General features: G+C 38.8%; 21 protein-coding genes, 1 pseudogene and 1 riboswitch. Of the genes and pseudogenes, 6 read left to right on the forward strand and 16 right to left on the reverse strand.

Annotated features, from left to right (window positions below; genetic code table 11):
• Positions 1 to 6: 6 nt before the first annotated feature.
• The 8 genes from thiD to galE all read right to left on the reverse strand — a co-directional run bounded on the left by thiD (position 7) and on the right by galE (position 7,525).
• Positions 7 to 837: a bifunctional hydroxymethylpyrimidine kinase/phosphomethylpyrimidine kinase gene (thiD, locus tag IGL49_RS09970; RefSeq protein WP_104855291.1), complete on the reverse strand. Its 831-nt coding sequence runs from the start codon at positions 835 to 837 to the stop codon at positions 7 to 9.
• Positions 834 to 1,469 (reverse strand): thiamine phosphate synthase, encoded by a 636-nt coding sequence (gene thiE, locus IGL49_RS09975; protein WP_104855290.1) that lies wholly within the window; start codon positions 1,467 to 1,469, stop codon positions 834 to 836. Before thiE ends, thiD begins: the two co-directional genes overlap by 4 nt.
• Entirely contained in the window at positions 1,466 to 2,284 is an 819-nt protein-coding gene (locus IGL49_RS09980; RefSeq protein WP_104855289.1) for a hydroxyethylthiazole kinase, read from the reverse strand. The genes thiE and IGL49_RS09980 overlap by 4 nt, the downstream gene beginning before the upstream one ends.
• Positions 2,268 to 2,756, reverse strand: a complete 489-nt coding sequence (gene thiW, locus IGL49_RS09985; RefSeq protein ID WP_241690089.1) for an energy coupling factor transporter S component ThiW — start codon at positions 2,754 to 2,756, stop codon at positions 2,268 to 2,270. Before thiW ends, IGL49_RS09980 begins: the two co-directional genes overlap by 17 nt.
• A gap of 140 nt (positions 2,757 to 2,896) precedes the next feature.
• A riboswitch (TPP riboswitch) is annotated at positions 2,897 to 2,985 on the reverse strand.
• Between the two features lie 148 nt (positions 2,986 to 3,133).
• On the reverse strand, positions 3,134 to 3,448 hold the full coding sequence (locus IGL49_RS09990) for a YbaB/EbfC family nucleoid-associated protein (protein ID WP_002382484.1): 315 nt from the start codon (positions 3,446 to 3,448) through the stop codon (positions 3,134 to 3,136).
• 20 nt (positions 3,449 to 3,468) lie between these two features.
• Positions 3,469 to 5,229 carry a DNA polymerase III subunit gamma/tau gene (gene dnaX / locus IGL49_RS09995; RefSeq protein WP_104855287.1) on the reverse strand — a complete coding sequence of 587 codons (1,761 nt, stop codon included), beginning with the start codon at positions 5,227 to 5,229 and terminating at the stop codon, positions 3,469 to 3,471.
• 72 nt (positions 5,230 to 5,301) lie between these two features.
• Entirely contained in the window at positions 5,302 to 6,552 is a 1,251-nt protein-coding gene (locus IGL49_RS10000; protein WP_164982968.1) for a UDP-glucose--hexose-1-phosphate uridylyltransferase, read from the reverse strand.
• Entirely contained in the window at positions 6,533 to 7,525 is a 993-nt protein-coding gene (galE, locus tag IGL49_RS10005) for a UDP-glucose 4-epimerase GalE (protein ID WP_104855285.1), read from the reverse strand. Before galE ends, IGL49_RS10000 begins: the two co-directional genes overlap by 20 nt.
• 267 nt (positions 7,526 to 7,792) lie before the next feature.
• On the opposite strand from galE, the gene IGL49_RS10010 reads away from it, so the two are divergent.
• Positions 7,793 to 7,960: a DUF3042 family protein gene (locus IGL49_RS10010; RefSeq protein ID WP_002356337.1), complete on the forward strand. Its 168-nt coding sequence runs from the start codon at positions 7,793 to 7,795 to the stop codon at positions 7,958 to 7,960.
• Between the two features lie 163 nt (positions 7,961 to 8,123).
• On the opposite strand, the gene IGL49_RS10015 is transcribed toward IGL49_RS10010, so the two are convergent.
• Entirely contained in the window at positions 8,124 to 9,962 is a 1,839-nt protein-coding gene (locus tag IGL49_RS10015) for an FAD/NAD(P)-binding protein (protein WP_104855029.1), read from the reverse strand.
• Positions 9,963 to 9,975: 13 nt separating this feature from the next.
• Positions 9,976 to 10,326 carry a DUF488 domain-containing protein gene (locus tag IGL49_RS10020; RefSeq protein WP_104855030.1) on the reverse strand — a complete coding sequence of 117 codons (351 nt, stop codon included), beginning with the start codon at positions 10,324 to 10,326 and terminating at the stop codon, positions 9,976 to 9,978.
• 442 nt (positions 10,327 to 10,768) lie between these two features.
• Here IGL49_RS10020 and IGL49_RS10025 point away from each other — a divergent pair, with 442 nt between their 5' ends.
• Together IGL49_RS10025 and IGL49_RS10030 are read left to right on the forward strand one after the other, a co-directional pair.
• Positions 10,769 to 11,320, forward strand: coding sequence for a hypothetical protein (locus tag IGL49_RS10025; RefSeq protein WP_241690094.1), 552 nt, complete (start codon positions 10,769 to 10,771; stop codon positions 11,318 to 11,320).
• Between the two features lie 20 nt (positions 11,321 to 11,340).
• Positions 11,341 to 11,739 (forward strand): hypothetical protein, encoded by a 399-nt coding sequence (locus IGL49_RS10030; RefSeq protein ID WP_104855031.1) that lies wholly within the window; start codon positions 11,341 to 11,343, stop codon positions 11,737 to 11,739.
• 51 nt (positions 11,740 to 11,790) lie between these two features.
• On the opposite strand, the gene IGL49_RS10035 is transcribed toward IGL49_RS10030, so the two are convergent.
• From IGL49_RS10035 to IGL49_RS10060, 6 genes are all read right to left on the reverse strand, one after another.
• A complete protein-coding gene (locus IGL49_RS10035) occupies positions 11,791 to 12,189 on the reverse strand; it encodes a rhodanese-like domain-containing protein (RefSeq protein ID WP_002356334.1) in 399 nt (132 codons plus the stop codon).
• Between the two features lie 15 nt (positions 12,190 to 12,204).
• On the reverse strand, positions 12,205 to 13,176 hold the full coding sequence (locus IGL49_RS10040) for an ROK family glucokinase (protein ID WP_002356333.1): 972 nt from the start codon (positions 13,174 to 13,176) through the stop codon (positions 12,205 to 12,207).
• Entirely contained in the window at positions 13,177 to 13,395 is a 219-nt protein-coding gene (locus tag IGL49_RS10045) for a YqgQ family protein (RefSeq protein WP_002356332.1), read from the reverse strand.
• Positions 13,396 to 13,412: 17 nt separating this feature from the next.
• Positions 13,413 to 14,123: a rhomboid family intramembrane serine protease gene (locus IGL49_RS10050; protein ID WP_104855032.1), complete on the reverse strand. Its 711-nt coding sequence runs from the start codon at positions 14,121 to 14,123 to the stop codon at positions 13,413 to 13,415.
• 10 nt (positions 14,124 to 14,133) lie between these two features.
• Positions 14,134 to 14,676, reverse strand: a complete 543-nt coding sequence (locus IGL49_RS10055) for a 5-formyltetrahydrofolate cyclo-ligase (RefSeq protein WP_002394065.1) — start codon at positions 14,674 to 14,676, stop codon at positions 14,134 to 14,136.
• A gap of 87 nt (positions 14,677 to 14,763) precedes the next feature.
• Positions 14,764 to 15,534, reverse strand: coding sequence for an alpha/beta fold hydrolase (locus IGL49_RS10060; RefSeq protein ID WP_104855033.1), 771 nt, complete (start codon positions 15,532 to 15,534; stop codon positions 14,764 to 14,766).
• Positions 15,535 to 15,699: 165 nt separating this feature from the next.
• On the opposite strand from IGL49_RS10060, the gene IGL49_RS10065 reads away from it, so the two are divergent.
• From IGL49_RS10065 to IGL49_RS10075, 3 genes and pseudogenes are all read left to right on the forward strand, one after another.
• Complete coding sequence (locus IGL49_RS10065) at positions 15,700 to 16,275, forward strand: DUF805 domain-containing protein (protein ID WP_104855035.1); 576 nt, start codon at positions 15,700 to 15,702, stop codon at positions 16,273 to 16,275.
• 90 nt (positions 16,276 to 16,365) lie between these two features.
• A complete protein-coding gene (locus tag IGL49_RS10070; RefSeq protein WP_164982993.1) occupies positions 16,366 to 17,925 on the forward strand; it encodes a hypothetical protein in 1,560 nt (519 codons plus the stop codon).
• Positions 17,926 to 18,082: 157 nt separating this feature from the next.
• Positions 18,083 to 19,015 (forward strand): annotated as a pseudogene (locus tag IGL49_RS10075) (DUF4950 domain-containing protein).
• Positions 19,016 to 19,134 lie beyond the last annotated feature (119 nt).

The raw sequence follows: 19,134 nt of genomic DNA on the forward strand, positions 1-19,134 counted from the left end.
CTCTTCTTATGCTTTAATAACTTGAATATCTTGCGTTAATTGGGCCCAATGATTAGTGGGTCCGTGGCCATGTCCAACAGAAATTGCTTGGCTGATGGCCCCTTGAATAAACTGTTTGCCAATCACAATCGCCGCTTCTAACGGCGTGCCTTTTGCTAATTCGGCTGCGATACACGCTGAAAAAGTATCTCCTGTTCCATGAGTATTTTTCGTTACAACTCGCGGTGCACTTAGCCAAAAGCTCGAACCGTCTTCCATTAACACATAATCAGCCGCTTGTTGATTCGTGCTATGTCCGCCTTTCATAATAATATTTTTTGTGCCCAATTGCTGTAATTTTTTTGCTGCTGTTTGCATTTCTTGCTCTGTCTTGATGGTTGTCTCTAGTAAAACTTCCGCTTCTGGTAAATTAGGTGTCACGACCGTTGCTAGTGGCAACAATTGCTCTTTAATTGTTTGAACTGCCTCGGCTTCTAACAAATGATGTCCACCTTTAGCCACCATTACAGGATCGACAATCAACGGACCAAAATCAACTTTTTGCAAATTGCGGACAACAGCTTCGACACGCTCACTATCTGCTAACATTCCCGTTTTTGCTGCCCCAATTTTAAAATCAGCCGCCAGTGATTGAAATTGTGCATCAATAAATGAACTAGGAATCGGTAAGCTATCTTGCACCCCGTACGTATTTTGTGCCGTCAATGCAATGACAATATTTAAGCCAAATACTTGCCGCGCTTGAAATGTTTTTAAATCTGCTTGCATGCCTGCTCCCCCACCAGAATCAGAACCAGCAATCGTGACTACTTGTGGGGTCAAATTATATTCGGTCATTTTCTCGCCTCCAACATTTGCTCCGTTACACGCATCAACCCCTGCACTTTCTCGGTTATCTGTTCAGCCAGCATAATTTCACTGACCAGTGAAACACCAGCCACTCCCGTTCCCATAAGTTGTTCTATATTTTCTTCTTTGATCCCACCAATCGCCACAACCGGAATCGTGACTGCTGCGGTAATTTCAGAAAGTGTCTGCAAAGAAGTTAACGGACTGTCCTTAGTCGTTGTGGGGAAAATTGCGCCCACGCCTAAATAATCGGCGCCCTCGTTTTCCGCTTCAACTCCTCGTGCCACCGTTTTGGCTGAAACACCTACGATTTTTGTAGACCCAACCAGTTTTCGCACAAGAGCAATCGGCAATTCATCATCACCTATGTGCACACCTGCCGCATCCACTGCCAAGCAAATATCGACGCGATCATTAATAATCAACGGAATCTGATACGCATCTGTTACCGCTTTGACTTTCACTGCTAATTCGTAAAAGCGCCGGGTTGACACTTCCTTTTCGCGCAGTTGCACCAATGTCACTCCACTGCGACAAGCAGTTTCAATTCGTTTTAAAAATTCAGTATCACTAAAATCATACCGTCCTGTCACCAAATAAACTTTCAATTGCTCTCTCATAGCACTCGTCCTTTCACCGCCTCAAACCAATCCTTCTCCTTCATTAAAAGAGATAACTGATTTAACGTATTTTGGCGAAAATCGGCCAGCCCTTGGCTCTTAGTCTTGGCTTTTTCTCCGCAAAGATTAAAATAGCTCACTGCGGCTACTGCCGCAGTCATTGGCGCGTTGCCTTCACCTAATAAAGCGGCAACTAATGCGCCGACTAAATCACCTGTGCCAGTGAAACAATCCAACTCAGGAACGCCATTTTGTAAGACAATCACTTGCTCTTGGCTAACCAAAACATCTTGAATCCCTGTTGCTAAAAATACCGTCTGGGGAAACTTTTGCGTTTGTTGACGTAAAGCCTGAATCAGTTCCTCAATTGCTTCTTCACTTTGATCCAAAGGACTGCCATCCACTCCTCGGCCATGACTAACCAACTGACAAAAAGTCCGCATTTCTGAAAGATTCCCTTTCACAACGGTTGGCTGATTGCGCACCAGCTTTTCCCCGACTTCACTCCGAATATCACTGGCGCCATAACCGACTAAATCGACTACGGTCGGTTTATTCACTTGCCGAGCATAATCACTAGCTGCTAACAAGCTCTGCTCTCGTTCTTGTGATAAATGGCCTAAATTCAAAACCAAGGCACTGGTTTGCTGAAACAATTGCGGAAATTCCCGTGGATCATCTGCCATAATGGGCTTAGCATCAATATAAAGTAATGCATTCGCCATAGACTCACACGTAATTTCATTCGTAATGCACTGAATTAATGGTGCTGTTGTCAGTGGAAAAATCGTTTCAAACTTAACGCTTGTTTTCATAAAAGTACCCTCCCAAAAATAATTCCTGTGTTTGTTTAAATACCCGAGTTTCTTTCAGCTTTACTAAGACAAGCCAGGCAATCACTGAACCAATCAGTGTGGCGCCAATAAATCGTGGTGTATAAATGAACCAATAAAAATCCTGCTTACTGCCAGTAAACCAAACCATTATAGGATAGGACAATAACGAGCCAATGATGCCTGTACCAAAAATTTCTCCTAGCATCGACCAGCCTAATTTTTGTCCCCATTGATAAAATAAACCAGCAAAAAATGCGCCAAAGACGGCACCTGTTAACGCTAATGGCGGAATACCTAAGAACGTCATACGGATTAAGCCGCAGACAAGTGCCATGAGCGTTCCGTAAAGAGGACCTAATAAAACTCCGGCAATAATGTTCATGACACTGGACATAGGGGCCATTCCCTCAATTCGCATTAACGGCGATAATACGACGTCCATCGCAATCATTAAAGCTAGTAACGTAACTCTGTGGATTCGATTTTTTTCCACGTAAAAAAACTCCTTTCTGCGAGAAGCAAAAGGAGGCGCGACTGAAAAAGACAGAAAAACCCAACCACAAATAAACGTAGTTGGGTGCAATAATCGGTCAAAATTTCAAGACATTTCCCTGCGCCAGTCCTAACTGTTTCAGGTTCCATGGGTATAATCTCAGCTAATAGCACCCCAAATGTTTCTCTTCAATTGGCTTTAGTATAGCATAGTTTTTTGGAAGCGACTACTAAAATTGCCAAAGAGTTTTCCCGCCAAAATAGAAAAAAACACCATGCCCCAAAAGTTCGATTTTTTGGGCATGACGTTTTTCATACTCGCGTTTGTCTTATTTTTTAGAATCCTGGCATTCCTTTGGTGTATTTACCTAAAGTTGCTTCGGTTTCTTTTTCAATTTTTACTAACGCATCGTTGACAGCCATAATGACTAAATCTTGTAACATATCGACGTCTTCAGGATCAACCACGTCTTCTTTAATCGTCAAATCTTTCATTGTGCGATCACCAGTAAATGTCGCTGTCACAAGTTGATTGGTTGCTTCACCGATAAATTCTTTTTCATTTAGCGCTTCTTGCGCTTTGGCCATTTCTTTTTGCATTTTTTGTACTTGTTTCATCATGCCTTGCATGTTGCCCATTCCTCGCATCATAATTCCTCGACTCCTTCATATTAATCATCTAGTACTTCGACAAGCTCTTCACCAAACATAGCGATTGCTTCATCTACTACTGGATTTTCTTGTGAATTTTCATTTGTTACAGGCGGTTCGTCCGCTAGACGAGCCATTTCATTTTCAGGTTCAGAATGATTCAAACTGCCCTGATTTTGGTTAATAAAACTTTGTCTTAGTTTTGGCCAACTTTCTCTAGTAATGCAGACCATCTCTGGTGTATAGTCCATCAAACGGCTTAAATTATTATTGAAAGCTAACTGCATCTCTTCATCGTCTGTTGCACGAGCACAAACAATCTCATAGTCAAATGCCACCACGATCCCCTTAGGACTCGCTGCGACAGGTTCACTAGCCTTTAGCATCGCACGTTGAGTCACAGATAGTGTTTGCAGTAAGTCTTCCCAGACATTTTTCACATTCATTAAATGCGTTCTAGTCGCTTCGTTTAAGACTTGATATACCCGTTCTGTGGGTACACGGAACGAACTTTTTGGCGCTTGTGGTCGTGCTTGTTGACGTGGCGCATCTGCTTCTTTGGCAGCTACACCGTGTTTCTTTAATTCAGTCAGTTCTTTCTTCAGTTGCCCAATTTGATTTTGTAAATCGGCTAATTCTGGATTTTCTTCTGCGCTACCACCTTGATTAGCTGTTTCTGGCGTGTTGTGTTTATTGGGCTGCACCGTTTTAGCCAATTTGACAGTGGCTACTTCCAAATAGATATTCGCATTGTTGGTAAAGCGGATCTCATTTTGTGTGTCACTTAAAATTTGGATTAGTTGGTAGATTTTTTCAGCAGGCGTTTGTGTAGCTAGTTCCTTAAATGCTTCTGTCAAGGTTCCTGCTTTTTCTGCTAATAACTTCGGTGCTTGCTGATACATCAGCAAATCTCGACAATATAATAACAAATCTTCTAAGAAACGGCGCGCTTCTTTGCCTTCGCCTAAAATACTTTCCAAGCCTTCTAATGCTCGTTCAACATCACCGGCGACACAACACTGAATATAATGATCCATCATTTCATAGGTTAGGCTGCCCGTCACTTGCATTGCATCTTCCAATGTTACTTTTTCATCACTAAAGGAAATCGTTTGATCCAAGATACTCAAGGCATCTCGCATCCCGCCTTCCGCAGCACGACCAATCACATATAGGGCTTGTTCCTCATAATCAAGAGCCATTTCCTGCATGATATGGGCCATATGATCGACGATATCTTGCGTACTAATTCGCTTAAAATCAAAGCGTTGTGTCCGCGAAATAATCGTTAACGGAATCTTGTGTGGTTCAGTCGTTGCTAAGATAAAAATAACATTTTGTGGCGGTTCTTCCAAGGTTTTTAAAAGTGCATTGAACGCGCCTGTCGATAGCATATGAACTTCATCAATAATATAAACTTTATAGTCTGCTTGCGTCGGTGCATACTTTGCTTTATCACGAATATCACGGATTTCTTCCACGCCATTATTACTCGCCGCATCAATTTCAATGACATCATTTAAACGACCTTCCGTAATGGCTACACAGGTTTCACAAACATTACAAGGTTCACCATCTTGACTATGTTTACAGTTAATCGCTTTAGCGAAAATTTTTGCGGCACTGGTTTTACCTGTACCACGAGGGCCAGTAAATAAATAGGCATGAGATGTTTTCTTTTTCACTATCGCATTTTTCAGTGTCTGAGTAATTGCTTTTTGTCCTACTACGTCATCGAAACGTTGTGAACGCCAGACCCGATAAAGTGCTTGATAAGCCATTTTTTTACCCTCCCTTATTTTTCATTCTTATCTATTATACGTGATTTTTAGTCATTCGGCATCTTTTTTCTTTTAATGAGTCACTGGCGCAACCATTGCTAAAAAAGCCGCTTTTCCTTCACTTGTTTCTGCAAACGCACTGGCTTCTTTTAGACGCTGTTGATACGCTGAAACCACATTTTCAAGTGTCTGCGTTTCCTGGTTGCTCCAAGTCGTTAAACCTTGGACTTCCGCTAACGTTAACGAAGGCTTTGCTTGAGGTCGACTAAAAATTAAGTCCATGACATATAAAAGTTCTTTTCGTCGTGCAACGATTTGTATCTCATCCGTTGGCAGTTTCAGCATTTGCCATTGCTCAAAAATATCATTTGCGGCTTGGGCAACTTCTGACGCATTCGGCCCCTCTAGGCGAAATGTCGCAACTGGCCAATTCACCATTCCTGCGTTGATTAAAGGATAGTTAGCTAACTCAACATATTCTGAAATACTCGCGGCGGCTAATGGAAATTGTTGCAAACCCGTTTGATAATAGACATGCTCATTTTGTTCAAAGACAGCATCAATCCCAGCAAAATAATGAGGAAAGACCTCCACAATTTTCAACAACTGCTGAAAAGTCTTAACTGAACGTTTCACTGCCTGATGTTTTTCAAACGCAATCACACCTTGTTGCTGATATTGTGCCTGTTTTACAAAGGAAAACCCCCAGCTTTCGCCATCTAAGTTCATCCGAATCACCCGATGGTTCGTAGTCGCAGGAAATTGCTGACTTCCCTGGTAGCCTTCTGTTGCCATGCACCATTCACAGCGGGGATATCTTTGGTCAGAGAGCGTTGCTTTTGGCGCCTCACTGTGTACCTTACTTGCTAAAAAATCACCATAGACCGTTGAAAAAACAACAGGTTCTTCCTGTTCAATGACCGTACCGTTTTTTTGACAAAGTTGGTAAAAATACTCGGTAGCCTCTTGTGGCTCTTTAGCATAATGTTGTGCAAAAAAAGCATTAACCACAGAAGGGGGCGGTGTCAACAAATCCATCAATTGCACCATGAACTGTTCTTTTTGTTGCTCTGTTTTTACAAATTGGTTGGCAATCGCAATTTGACACAATTGTTCCGCCAAATCAGCGGCGGGTGTTGCCACAGGCCGTATGTCTACTTCGCCTAATTCTTGTTCACCAATCATTGCTAATAAACGGTTCTGAAGATATAAGCGATCCAATTCCATCCAACCACCTGCTTGAATAGCAAGTGTGGTAAAATCGGCAATCATTTGACTCGTGGTCATCGATTCATTCCTCCTATTACTTTTCTTGATACCCATGTGGATGAGCTTGGTGCCATTGCCAAGCGGTGGCGATAATGTCCTTGACCTCAGTTACTTCTGGTTGCCAGCCTAAAACCCGCTTGGCTTTTTCACTAGAAGCAATCAACGTGCTAGGATCCCCTGCTCGGCGTGGCGCGATTGTCGCAGGAATTTCTTGGCCTGTCACTTCACGAGCAGCATCTAACATTTCTTTAACAGAATAGCCGTTGTTGCTGCCAAGGTTAAAGACGTCACTTTCGCCGCCATTTTTCAAGTATTCTAAAGCCAAAATATGTGCTGCAATCAAGTCTTCAATATAAACATAATCTCGAATGCACGTGCCATCTGGTGTATCATAATCATCCCCAAAAATACTTAGCTCTGCTCGTTGGCCTAATGCTACTTGTAAAATAATCGGCACAATATGCGTTTCTGGCGTGTGATCCTCCCCAATTGAGGCATCTTTTTTTGCTCCTGCGACATTAAAATAACGCAAAGCAACATATTTCATTCCATAAGCGTTGTCGCACCATTTCATGATTTTTTCCATCATTAATTTACTTTCCCCATACGGATTTTTAGGATTCGTTGGGGTTTCTTCTGTAATAGGCATTGCTTTTGGTTCGCCATAAGTGGCTGCTGTGGAAGAAAAAACAATATGTTTCACTCCGAATTCTTGCATGACTTCCAAGGCAATTTGAGTGCCGTGAACATTGTTATTGAAATACATTAACGGTTGCTCCACGGATTCTCCTACTAAAGAATTGGCCGCAAAGTGCAACACCCCTTCAATTGATTCCTTTTCAAAGACACTACGTAAAAAAGCTTTATCACGAATATCGCCTTCATAGAAAGTCGCTTGTTCATGAACGGATGCACGATGCCCCGTTAATAAATTATCAACAACCACAACGGCATATCCTTTTGAAATTAATTGATCAACGGCATGTGAGCCAATGTAGCCTGCGCCACCTAATACTAAAATAGACATAAATACGCTCCTTTTACTCTCTAATTTCTTTTTCTATTGTACCATTAAATAAGGTTTACTTCTGAATTATTTCATTTTGTAAACAGGATTTAATTTGGCCATTTCTCCTTATTCATTTTTCCTATAAAAATACAGAAAGGACTTGTTAAATTTTAACAAATCTCTAAATTAGTCGTAGAGTTTATGAAAAATCATTGTAACTATTGGATTTTTTTGCTGTTTTCCGTCATAATAGAAACAAATACAATTTGAAAGAAGGAATGAACGATGAAAAAATTTGTATCAGGTATGTTAGTCGGTACTGCTATCACAGTTGCTGCTTTAGCCGGTGTGGCTACAACTATTAAAAAAACAGTTATTGATCCAATTGAAGAAAAAGAAGATATGATTGAAGAAAACCGTAAAAAAGCGATGCGTAAACGTATTGCACGTTAAAAAATAGCTGTGACGTTGAGACAAAAAATCTAACGCCAAGAAATCAGCAGGAGCGCTTCTGCCTCTGTTGATTCGCTTAAGCATAACAAGTGGTCATCCATCGCTTTGATGGATGACCACTTGTTATGCTTTCTTTTTTTATAAAAGGAGCTGACTACTTTTCTTAACTATTAAAAATAGTGGCAGCAATCCGATCCATGTCGCGCATATTCCAAGGATCCACACCAGGACGAGTTGCGGCGGCTGTTAACCAATGAATACCTTCTGTTGGAATACCACAACTAAAAAGGCCTGTTGCCACCTGTCCATCTTTTGTGATGACTTGATTCGTGGCAGGCACAATCAAGAGTGCGCCTGTTTTGACTATTTGACCATCGGCTAATACCAGTTGATGGAGCGTAGCTAGCTTATCGGCTAACAACTGCCTCGTTAAAGAATTCAAACTTTTTTCATTATTGACTTTGGGAATGCGCGCTTCAATTAAAAAGTGACTATTACACCGATTTTCAGGAAACAAATTAGCATAAGTGATAAATTGACCCGCTTTCATTTCGACACGCATTTCTGGCCCCAGAATCGTGACTAGTCCCAGTTCAACTAATACCTGTAGCTCTTCTGTTCTTTCAACAGAAGGTCCCACCGACAAAAAGGTATTCAACGGTGTAAACCATTGCCACAACCACTTTTGACTCTCGTCATTCGTTAATAACCCTTCATCCAAAACAAAGCGAATCTCATCTCTCAAATCTTTTAAACTGTCTAAAGCAGTGGTCAAAGGACCGCTAAGATTGCCTTTCTTTGCTTCTTGAATATCCCATTTTAAATACTCTAGTAAGAACGAACGAAAACTTTCATGAGTGGTTTTCTCTTTTTCAGGATGTTCTAACGCTTGCCAATCAAACCAATCTTGTTTTTTAAAGTGGACTAAGCTTTCAGACGCTCCCTGGGTTTGAATAAACAGCTGTTGAAAGGCCTCTTTAGAAAGATGCGGATATTTTTCTTCGATTAAGCAGGTGTAATACACATATTCCACTTCTTTTTTTAAATACCCAAAAAACTCTGCGCCTGTAACCTGTCCTTTTTTACGACATTCAGCTAAATACGTTTCGGTTAAAAAAACAGGCTGATAGATTTCACCGTAGCCTTTTTGATTAATCCCTCGAGGATGAGAAGGAAAACCGCGACCAGAACCAGCAATAATAATGGGCTCTCTTCCAGAAGGTTCATAACGTAAGCGGCCATTTTGACGAGAAAAAACACCTCCGCGGCCAATCGTCAAGGCAGATAAATAGTCAAAAAATGCCAAACCTAAGCCTTTTAACACAACGGGTTGTTTTGCGGGTATATTGGCAAGTGCCAATAAAGCATCCGCCGCATTTTTAGGAGAAGAATAAAACAAACGATACTCCTTGGCGTAGTCCGCAAGTTCTTGTTCAACAGTCGTCAATTCATTTTCTTGATGACCCAAGGCTAAAATTACTTTATCTGCCGTAAACTCAATGGATTGGGTATACACATAATAGTTATCATCTCCTGCCCGCACAGCAGTTACTGGCTCTTTAAAAAACGTCAGCGATGTTTGTTCGTTACACCGCGTGGCTAAATACGTATAAAACCATTTTTGGTACATACCATAAAAAGCCCTCGAGCAGTGATCGTTCGGTCCAAGGCGATGACATTCTTTCAACAACTCAAGATAATTATAAGGTTGTTGCTGTTGAATGTACTGCGCAGCTTCTGTTTGGGTCCATTCATAGAGAGTGGGGCCCTTGACAATTGGTCCTTCGCCACTAAAAGATTCATCTGTAAATAAAGTGACTTGACTAATCACGGTGTTCATTAATAAATAATTAGGTTGCTCTGCTCGCCAAATTTTCCCACCTGGACCGTATGGATCAAACAACGTGAGCTGAACATTTATTTCCGTTTTACGAGCCCATTCAATGACTCGTTCTGCAGCTGATAAGCCTCTGGGTCCAGCACCTACAATTGCAATTTTCATCCAATCACCTACTCTATTTTTCTAATAATTCTTTTAAGACAACCGCTTGATTATGCGCTGTATCTTTCGCTCCATAGACCAGCGTAACTATTGGCTGATTTTTTACAATTGTCTGTAACTGCTTAAACGCTGTGGCAGTTGGCTCATGTTTCAATTCTTCTTGGTATTTTTGTTTAAACTCGGAATATTTATTTGCTTCATGATTAAACCATTTCCGTAGCTCCGTACTAGGGGCCACTTCTTTGAGCCATTCATCTAACTTTTCAGATTCCTTGGATTTTCCTCGTGGCCAAACACGGTCAACTAAAACACGATAGCCATCTTGCTCTGTCGGTGCTTCATATGCTCGCTTGATTTGAATCATCTGCCTTCACCTCTTCTCTTTATTGTAGCTCAAAAAATGAGGACTGACAAAAAAGAAAGTAAGTTCTTGTAATTAAAATACTAATAAACACAGAATATTTTTATATTAGCTGTGAAAAGAAAAATTATTTTTTAACCATAAAAAAATTGATACTATTCTAAAAACGAGGCGAAGAGATACTAAATATGGCTTTTTGAAAAACCTTGTATCATTCTGTTAATATAAATGGTTCTATCATAAATTCTTATGATTAAACAACCATTGATTTCTACAGCAGCAATTATTACAATTTAATTAAATAAAAAAAGGATGGATGAGTATTATGAAAAAAATTTTTATCAGATTTACAAGTGTTGGTTTGTTGTCTTTGGTTTTTTCTCCTATTGTCACTTCTGCCGCTGAATTAAAACAATCACCCCCAGATATTGATAGTATGTAGACTTTGCTTTATAAAATGCAGGCAGATGAAAAAATTGCTGTTCTACCTGATGGTTCTATCGTTTCTGGAAATGGCATTGAAATTATAAATCCTGATACACAAAATGTAGTTGCTGTTGTAGAACCTGAAACATCCCCTTTATCTATTACAGTCGAAGAGTATCGAAACAAACAAAAATATTCACTTAACGAAGACTTAACTACTTCATTAATCAGACGAGGTTCACCTGCACCTAATAACAAAAATTATAATATAATGGTTCGTAAAGATACTTATCTTACTTCAAATTCCTTCAGTTCTCGCGGTTGGCGCTTTGCTGGTTATAACTATTTTCCGCAAAGCGGCACTGGAGCTTATCTTCTTTGGTATACATTTAAAGACTCTGCTATGATTGGTAGTATTTCAGAGGCACGAAATACGTATAGAACAGGTATCGCTCACGGAATTAGCGTCTACCCAGGTTCTCCTCGTTACCATACAGGTCCAGGCAATTTGACTACCTATTATACCTATAACCCAATTCCTGGTGCAAGCTATCTTGTTGCGAACTGGTAACTATAGAAAGGAGTATTGACATGAAAAAAAAGAACCTATACCCAGCGCTGATACTTTTTTTCCTAGTCAGTAGCATCGTGTGCTTATTTACTTTCAAACAAAATTTGCTGACAGTTAAAGCAGATGCTTTGTCAGCACAGCAAGCAGTAAAAACTGAAATTAACCCCACTATTCAAGCAGCATTGAAAGATGCAGAAAAACAAGAAAACCCACTCGAAAAATGGAGTGAAATGGTGCAGTTAAGTTCAGCAGATGATACAACGATTTTATATGCTTTAGAAGGCTTCATTCATGGACAAGTTATTCAAGGCGAAGGCACACCCGATGAAATCGTCTATGATAGCGACACCGATTCTAACGCCACAACTTTAGGTGAAATTCGTCAAGCCATTCGAGAACATTACAATTTAAACGAATAAAAGAGACAGAACGTATTTATCATTAATGATAAATACGTTCTGTCTCTTTTATTAACTATTTCTCTTTTTCACTTTCCCAGTCCAGCCATCATAGCCGCCTTTTAAAATATAAATATCAGTATAGCCATTTTTGCGTAATAAATTAGCTGCTCGGATACTTAAAGCTTTCTTCTGATCATAAAGATAAACAGGTTGATCCTTACGAAGAGAGCCAATTGTTGTTTTTAACATGCTGTATGGCATGCTGCGCGCCCCTAAAATATGCCCAGCATCAAATGTATCTTTCTCACGAACGTCAATCACTTGTGCTTTACGCATTGTTTCTTTGAATTCTTCTTCCGTCAACATTTTTGCTGAACGTTTCACCATAATTTTCAAATATAATTCATTGAATACCATCGCTAGTACAATAACTAGCAAAATACCATTGATTACCCATAAAATACTCATTCTAAAAAGCCCTCTCTATTTCTCTTTTGAAAATTGTAATGCTAGTGAAGCGGCACCAATCACGCCGGCCTCATTACCTAGCTCTGCTAATTTGATTTTTGTACTATTTCGAACTTGCGGGAAGGTAAATTCTTGGAAATATTTTTCTACACGACTACGTAAAAATTCTCCTGCTGCAGAAACACCTCCACCGATAACTACGCTGTCTGGATTTAGCGTGTTACCTAAGTTTCCTGTGGCTAAGCCTAAATAGAAACAAACACGATCCACCACCATTAAAGCAAAATGATCGCCTTTTTCAGCAAATTCAAAAACGTCTTTACTTGAAACATCTTGTCCATCATCAATCGCTTGTTTCAGTTCAGAGTCACCTGCAAACTCTTCTGATAAATGACGTGCAACACGAACGACACCAGTGGCACTAGAAACGGTTTCTAAACAGCCGCGTTTGCCACAAGTACAGTCAAAACCGTTAGGATCAACCGTCACATGCCCAACTTCACCAGCACAGCCAGCAACACCGTGGAGCAATTCTCCCGCTGCAACAATGCCTCCGCCAACACCTGTTCCTAAAGTAATAAAAATCACGTCGGGATTGTTTTCCCCCGCGCCCTTCCAACGCTCACCTAAAGCAGCAACATTGGCATCATTATCTAAGGCAAACGGAATTCCTAAAGCAGATTCGATTTGTTCTTTGACAGGCTGTACAGTCGTCCAGTTTAAATTATAGGCACCTACAACAGTTCCTTTTTCAATGTCGACACTTCCTGGTGTTCCCATACCAATTCCCACAAAATCTTCTTTTTTCATATTATAAAGATCTATACGGTGACGAATACTTTCAATAATTGATGGCACAATATGCTTGCCATCTTCTAAAATATTCGTTTCAATACTCCATTTTTGTTGAACAACGCCATCAGTTGTTAAAATAGCAAATTTGATGGTCGTTCCACCTAAATCAATCCCAATAATTTTCTTATCCATTTAGTCGATTCCTTTCTGCTTCCCTCTAGATTCTTCTATTCGATGCTCTCTTTGCAAAATATGCCGGGCCTGTAAATACGTATCTCGGTCTACCAATTGACCTTCATACAATTTTTTTAATTCAATCATCATTAACTCAATATCATAAATCCGTGCACCGACATAAATATACATCCCAAACTGTTTAAAAAGTTGTTGTACATCATATAACGTTTCCATACGAAAACACTTCCTTATTATACAGGTAAACCGTATTTTTTAAAACCCAATAACAGACAAATTACGACAAGAAAAATAAAAATTAACGTGGCCATAATTCGCTCGTGCTTATTAAATGCTTCTTCACGATTTGGAACAGCAAAAGCCGTCGCTACTAATAGTCCACCAATTAGACCGCCAACATGACCCATCATATCTACAGAGCTACTAAACAAGTTAAATAACAAATTAATCACAATAAACATTGAATAGCGTTGCACCATATACATAATCGCTGGATTGTTTCTAAAATGGCGTCCTAAAATAACAAATGCGCCAAACAAACCAAAAAGCGCTGTACTAGCACCCGCTGAGACACTGTTGGGTGTCCCAAAGGCAAAACTGGCGATATTCCCAGCAATCCCACTCAATAAATAGATTCCCAAATAGCGCCAATGCCCATAAATTGCCTCAACCTGTGCGCCGATATAATAAAGAGTAACCATATTCAAAATAATATGCATAAACCCAATATGAAGAAACATTGGCGTGATAAACCGCCAGTATTCATGATTTTGAGCTACCAGTGGACGAACCATTGCCCCCCAATTAACTAAGTTTAAAATATTTTCTGATCCTCCAGTTAATTCCAATCCAAGGAAAACAATGATTGAAATACCCAAAAGGGCATACGTAATGAACGGCTGATTTTTTAGCCGTTTCAATTTCATTTCTGTTTGATAATTCATTCCATTCCTCCTATTGTATAAATAATTGTTCGATTGGCTGATCAAACGCTTCTGGTTGCCATTGTTCATGGAGTTGTTCACTAAAAACTAAACTACATGAATGGCCCGAAAAATGTTCCAAATAACGATCATAAAAACCACCGCCGAAGCCTATTCGATAGCCAGCACGATTGAAAACAATCCCTGGCACAATCAATAAATCAATCGCTGTAGCTGTTATTTCTGCCGCTGTTAACGGAGGTTCTTCCACGCCAAATGCACTGGTGTCATAAACCGTCTCTGGAAAGACTTGATAAAAGTGCATTTTGCCTCCTTTAAATGTTCGCGGCACCGCCACTTGCTTACCCTCTTGCATGGCCCTTTCGAAAATTGGCTGTGTTGATAATTCTAGCGGTAACGACCGAATCATTCCGATTGTTTGTGCTTGTTGCCATTGCTGACTAGCAAACAACTGTTCATAGAGACTTGATTCTTTATGTTGTTTAATTTCTGGATGTTGTTTTAGCCATTCCAGGGCAGTTAAGCCCACTTTTCTCAACTTGTTTTTCTCCATGTACACCTTCAACCCCTTTTCTGTTAAGTTTATAGAAAGTGTTCTTAAAAAACAAGCTGATTCCCCTTTTCTCTTTGAAAAATCCCGTTATTTTTCTAACGTTTTTGACGCTTCTTTAAAAAAGTCAACAACCAAATCCATTGTTTCTCCTTTCACTAAATGTCGCTCACCGACTTCCGTTATAAATTGCGTATTTTTTGCATACGTTTTCCCAGACACTAATTGTTCAAAAGCAGCCATGTCTTCATAGGGAATTTTTTCGTCTTCTGTTCCATGCCAGAACAGCATCGGTCGTTCTTGCAGTCTTTCTGGCGTTTGTGATAAATCGTATTGGTGCACCCAGCTTAGCAACAATGGCAAGTCTTTAGGCACAAAAATATCAAATTCTTTCGCCCGTTGAATCACTCGCTGAATATAGCGCGCTGGATATGGCGTTCCCATTAAGCAAGCAGCAGCTTGAATCTCAGGATGTTGTGTCATAAGAGCGCTGGTAGTAATACCGCCCATGGATACACCACCCACACCAATCCAATTTTCTGTAATCAGCCCTAATTTATGAAAATGATGAATAATTACTGGAAATTCAATCAAATTATATTGAATACTACTCCAAAATGTAATCGAAGGGATCGTGGAAATAGGTCCTGTTTTTCTTTCTCCGTGGTTCATGGCATCTGGTAAAATGACCCGAAACCCCTCGTATGCTAATTTTCTCGCTTGTGTTAAAGATAATTCTTTTGCCGATTGCCAACCATGATAGTAAACAATTAAAGGTAAGGCTTCGTTTTTTTGCTCTTCCGTTGTCACTTCTAATACTGGAATTTTTGCTATGTAACGATGTCTAATACTGATTTTCATTCATAATTCCTCCATTATAAAATATCTTCTCTTATTTTACCGTTTTTTGATAAAACCTGCTTCTTATATGATTTATCAAAAAAAACACAAAATATGCGAATTCGCATTTTCCTATTTTATTACTTTCCGTTATAATCATTTTATTAAATACAAAGGGGTGTTTTTATGGTTAAAATTGAGGAAAAAGGCAAAGTAACATTTGGACAAGCTTTTAAAGATTATTTTCGTGGATATGTGGATTTTAAAGGTCGGACCACACGTGCTGGTTATTGGTGGATGACCTTGGTATTAAGCATTTTAGGACTTATTTTTTATATTGCTATTGTCGGCAAAGCCGTGTCAGCCATTTTAGCAGCTGAATATTTTGAAACCTATGATTTTGGAAACTTATTACCGTTGATGCTTTTTGCACTTGTTTTATGGTTAGCTTTATTATTACCAACGTGGGCAATGTGCGTACGTCGTTATCGTGATGCTGGGATGACAGGTTGGGGAGTGCTTGTTTTATATCTACTTTCTATTGCATGTAGCTATACACAAGTTTTCTCTGTTATGTCAACATTTAAATATGATGTTCAAACAGATACTGTGATAACAGGTGGCAGTCCCGTCTTCTTATTTTTCACTCTTGTGATTAGTCTGTTTTTCTTCTTACTAACAGTCTTACCGACAGATAAACTAACAACAACTAGCCAAAATAGCGTCTTACGCTTCTTCTTCCGTTACAAAGAAGTGAAGTAAGGAAAAGTTTTAAGCCTTTCTTTTAAAAGAAGGGCTTTTTTCTTATTTTAAAATCTTTATGATAAAATAAGAACTAGTCTAGCTAAAAAAATGGAAGGAGAAAATATGGCTACTTTTAAACGGATTCTGAATCTAGAAAATTATATTTTTACTTTTTTTATTTTATTCGTCTTTTACGGCGCAATTAACTCTCCCTATTCGCTGGTAAAAATTCTTTTGGAAAAGCCTAAGCACTTGCTTGTTTTACTTCCTCTATTAATTATTCTATTGTTGATTATTTATAAAAACAAAAAATTTCTTTACACTAAGATTCAAGCACTCTGGCACTTAATAAAAACCCATGATTGTGTGGTTATTATTGGTAGTTTGATCAGTTTATTTTTACTGCAACTTTTACTCCTGACGCAGATTACTGTGCCAATTGGTTGGGATGTTTTTGACAACTTTCATAGTATTACCACTGAAAATAAGGATTATTCAAAAATCGTACTGTCTTTAAATCCCAATAACGAATTTTTCTTTTTCATGATGTATTACCTTAATAAATTTTTGCGTTTCGTTGATGTAACAGGGAGCTGGAGCAATACTTGGTTTAGTTGGCAAGTGGTTAATTGCTTGTTTATTAATAGCAGTTTATTTCTCTTTTATCATGCCTCTAAACGTGTCTTTAATCCATTAACGGCCTTCGTTGCTTACAGTTTATTTTTTCTTTCTTTCGGATTGTCTCCATGGTTACTCACGCCTTATACAGATACGGCCGTCTTATTGTTCATCAACCTAGTCTTTTTTGCATATAGCCTTTTTGACCAAGTTTCCCCTCCCTTCGTAAAATATTGTTTATTACTGTTTATTGGAATTGGCTTAGCTTGGTGTTTTTTAATGAAACCTTCGTCTATTATCTTTTTTATTGCATTTAGTTGTTTAAAAGTGCTGCAACTTCTTTTAGTAAATCGGAACAAACAGTCTATCGTAAAATTAACCGTGGTTGCTCTCTTTTTACTGACCGGTTTCGCTAGCGCATATTCTAGTTTTCAATTTTTTGTAGAAAAACAAACGATTACGGAAATCGATAAACAACAAGCCAAACCTTGGACACTTTTTGTAATGATGGGCTTGACGGGAACTGGCGGTTACAATGATGCAGATACACAAGCAGTAAATCAGTTGCCCACACAAGAAGCCAAAAAAGCTTATACCATAAAAACAATCCAAGAACGTTTAAAAAATAAAGGCTTCTTTGGTTATCTCCGTTTTCTGGTTCAAAAAAATCGTCATAATACTGCCAATGGTGATTTTGACTGGGGTTGGGATGGTGGTGATTTAATACCAGAAACACCTTCTAAAAATCGTTGGCAAGAACACTTGCGGGCACTGTATTATCCGCAAAATCCAAAAAGTAACTATCTACGAATTTATATGCATTTCTTCTATTTACTCACATTATTAGGTCTATTGTTCAGTATTCCTCTAAAAGATTCAAAAAATAACTACGCGATTTTAAAATTAGCTTTCATTGGAGCTATTCTATATTTATTGCTCTTTGAAGGCGGCCGTTCTCGCTATCTAATCCAGTTTATGCCGTTTTGGTACTTGTTATCAGCGAGTGGTTGGCTGGGGTTGAGAGATATCCGAAGATACAAAAAACAGTAAAATAGAAAAGAGGATTTAGTTAAAAATGAAAAAAAGTTTACTGGGGTTGATTGTTTTTTTATCCTTACTGACCCTTACTTCATGCAGAAATAAAGTGACCACAAAAGAGCTAATGGCAAACGAGTGGACCGTGAACTCCAACGTTGATGAAGTAATAATGATTGTATCATTCAGCGAAGATACCGCTACTTTCAAAATCAATACAGATGAACGCACATCAACTGCAAAAAATGATTTGGAAAAAGTAGGCGAAGAATTAGGTAAGCAAATTGCAAATAAAATAGACTACAAAGTCAAATACCATCTAAAAAACAATCAAATTCGTTGGGAAAATGAAGGAAAAGAAGTAGCTTACAAGATAAAAAAAGAAAAGCAAAATCTACTTTTCACGCCTACTAAGACAAACAATTCTGATAACCAAACAAAACTAGTTTTAAAACCTTACACAAAGAAAAGTATTGATTCTTCCACTCAAAAAGATAAAACGAAAGAAACCAGCTCTAATTATCAAAACATCTCATCTGGAACAATCCAATCTACCCCTTCATCTACTACTAAAGAACCGCTAGCACAAGCTAGCTTAGCTGATTTTATAGGCGGTTGGGGTATTCCTCAAAGTGATAACTTATTTTTTATAAATGCTGACGGAACGCTTACTAGCACTACTCAATCGAATGTTCCTCTTCAAAATGTAAGTTTTTCTGTGGATGAGAATGGTAATCAAACAATGACGTTTCTTTTGAATAATACGCCCCGAATAGTAACGAAAAATAATGACGGTACTTTAACTGTTGATGAACAAGTATACACTTATCTAGGTAATATTACGTTGGAACAATTAATTAAAAGAAATAATCAAGCTCAACAAGTTTTTGAACAATCTGAACAGCAACCGCCACAAAACTCTGATTCTGGTGAATAGATACAAAATTCTAAATCAGACCAACCTATATACGATACGGTACGAAGTGGTGAAGGTGGGCGACAGTTAGCTGAAAGAAATGGTTTAACCTTAAAAGAATTATTAGCGTTAAATCCAGGCATTGAAACCTCTGTTTTTTATCCGGGTCAGTCATTACGAATTAAATAGAATTTTAGGTATACTAATAGATAAATAGTCTATAAAAGTAGAACTGGACCATCTACAATTTACTTTTGGGTACCAGTTGATGACAATCAGTTTGACGAAGTGGAACTAGACCTTGTCCC

Origin of the sequence: Enterococcus sp. DIV1337a, assembly GCF_051712285.1 — a bacterium.
GTDB lineage: Bacteria > Bacillota > Bacilli > Lactobacillales > Enterococcaceae > Enterococcus > Enterococcus faecalis.

What these genes read in the sequence shown, in the direction of transcription:
- thiD (WP_104855291.1), bottom strand. Translation starts at nt 837, where the DNA reads ATGACCGAATATAATTTGACCCCACAAGTAGTCACGATTGCTGGTTCT.
- IGL49_RS10065 (WP_104855035.1), top strand. Translation starts at nt 15,700, where the DNA reads ATGGTTAAAATTGAGGAAAAAGGCAAAGTAACATTTGGACAAGCTTTT.
- IGL49_RS10020 (WP_104855030.1), bottom strand. Translation starts at nt 10,326, where the DNA reads ATGATTCAAATCAAGCGAGCATATGAAGCACCGACAGAGCAAGATGGC.
- IGL49_RS10035 (WP_002356334.1), bottom strand. Translation starts at nt 12,189, where the DNA reads ATGAGTATTTTATGGGTAATCAATGGTATTTTGCTAGTTATTGTACTA.
- IGL49_RS10000 (WP_164982968.1), bottom strand. Translation starts at nt 6,552, where the DNA reads ATGGGTATCAAGAAAAGTAATAGGAGGAATGAATCGATGACCACGAGT.
- IGL49_RS09990 (WP_002382484.1), bottom strand. Translation starts at nt 3,448, where the DNA reads ATGATGCGAGGAATGGGCAACATGCAAGGCATGATGAAACAAGTACAA.
- IGL49_RS10040 (WP_002356333.1), bottom strand. Translation starts at nt 13,176, where the DNA reads ATGGATAAGAAAATTATTGGGATTGATTTAGGTGGAACGACCATCAAA.
- IGL49_RS10070 (WP_164982993.1), top strand. Translation starts at nt 16,366, where the DNA reads ATGGAAGGAGAAAATATGGCTACTTTTAAACGGATTCTGAATCTAGAA.
- thiE (WP_104855290.1), bottom strand. Translation starts at nt 1,469, where the DNA reads ATGAGAGAGCAATTGAAAGTTTATTTGGTGACAGGACGGTATGATTTT.
- IGL49_RS10015 (WP_104855029.1), bottom strand. Translation starts at nt 9,962, where the DNA reads ATGAAAATTGCAATTGTAGGTGCTGGACCCAGAGGCTTATCAGCTGCA.
- IGL49_RS10030 (WP_104855031.1), top strand. Translation starts at nt 11,341, where the DNA reads ATGAAAAAAAAGAACCTATACCCAGCGCTGATACTTTTTTTCCTAGTC.
- IGL49_RS09980 (WP_104855289.1), bottom strand. Translation starts at nt 2,284, where the DNA reads ATGAAAACAAGCGTTAAGTTTGAAACGATTTTTCCACTGACAACAGCA.
- IGL49_RS10050 (WP_104855032.1), bottom strand. Translation starts at nt 14,123, where the DNA reads ATGAATTATCAAACAGAAATGAAATTGAAACGGCTAAAAAATCAGCCG.
- galE (WP_104855285.1), bottom strand. Translation starts at nt 7,525, where the DNA reads ATGTCTATTTTAGTATTAGGTGGCGCAGGCTACATTGGCTCACATGCC.
- IGL49_RS10045 (WP_002356332.1), bottom strand. Translation starts at nt 13,395, where the DNA reads ATGGAAACGTTATATGATGTACAACAACTTTTTAAACAGTTTGGGATG.
- IGL49_RS10055 (WP_002394065.1), bottom strand. Translation starts at nt 14,676, where the DNA reads ATGGAGAAAAACAAGTTGAGAAAAGTGGGCTTAACTGCCCTGGAATGG.
- thiW (WP_241690089.1), bottom strand. Translation starts at nt 2,756, where the DNA reads ATGATTGCGATGGACGTCGTATTATCGCCGTTAATGCGAATTGAGGGA.
- IGL49_RS10010 (WP_002356337.1), top strand. Translation starts at nt 7,793, where the DNA reads ATGAAAAAATTTGTATCAGGTATGTTAGTCGGTACTGCTATCACAGTT.
- dnaX (WP_104855287.1), bottom strand. Translation starts at nt 5,229, where the DNA reads ATGGCTTATCAAGCACTTTATCGGGTCTGGCGTTCACAACGTTTCGAT.
- IGL49_RS10060 (WP_104855033.1), bottom strand. Translation starts at nt 15,534, where the DNA reads ATGAAAATCAGTATTAGACATCGTTACATAGCAAAAATTCCAGTATTA.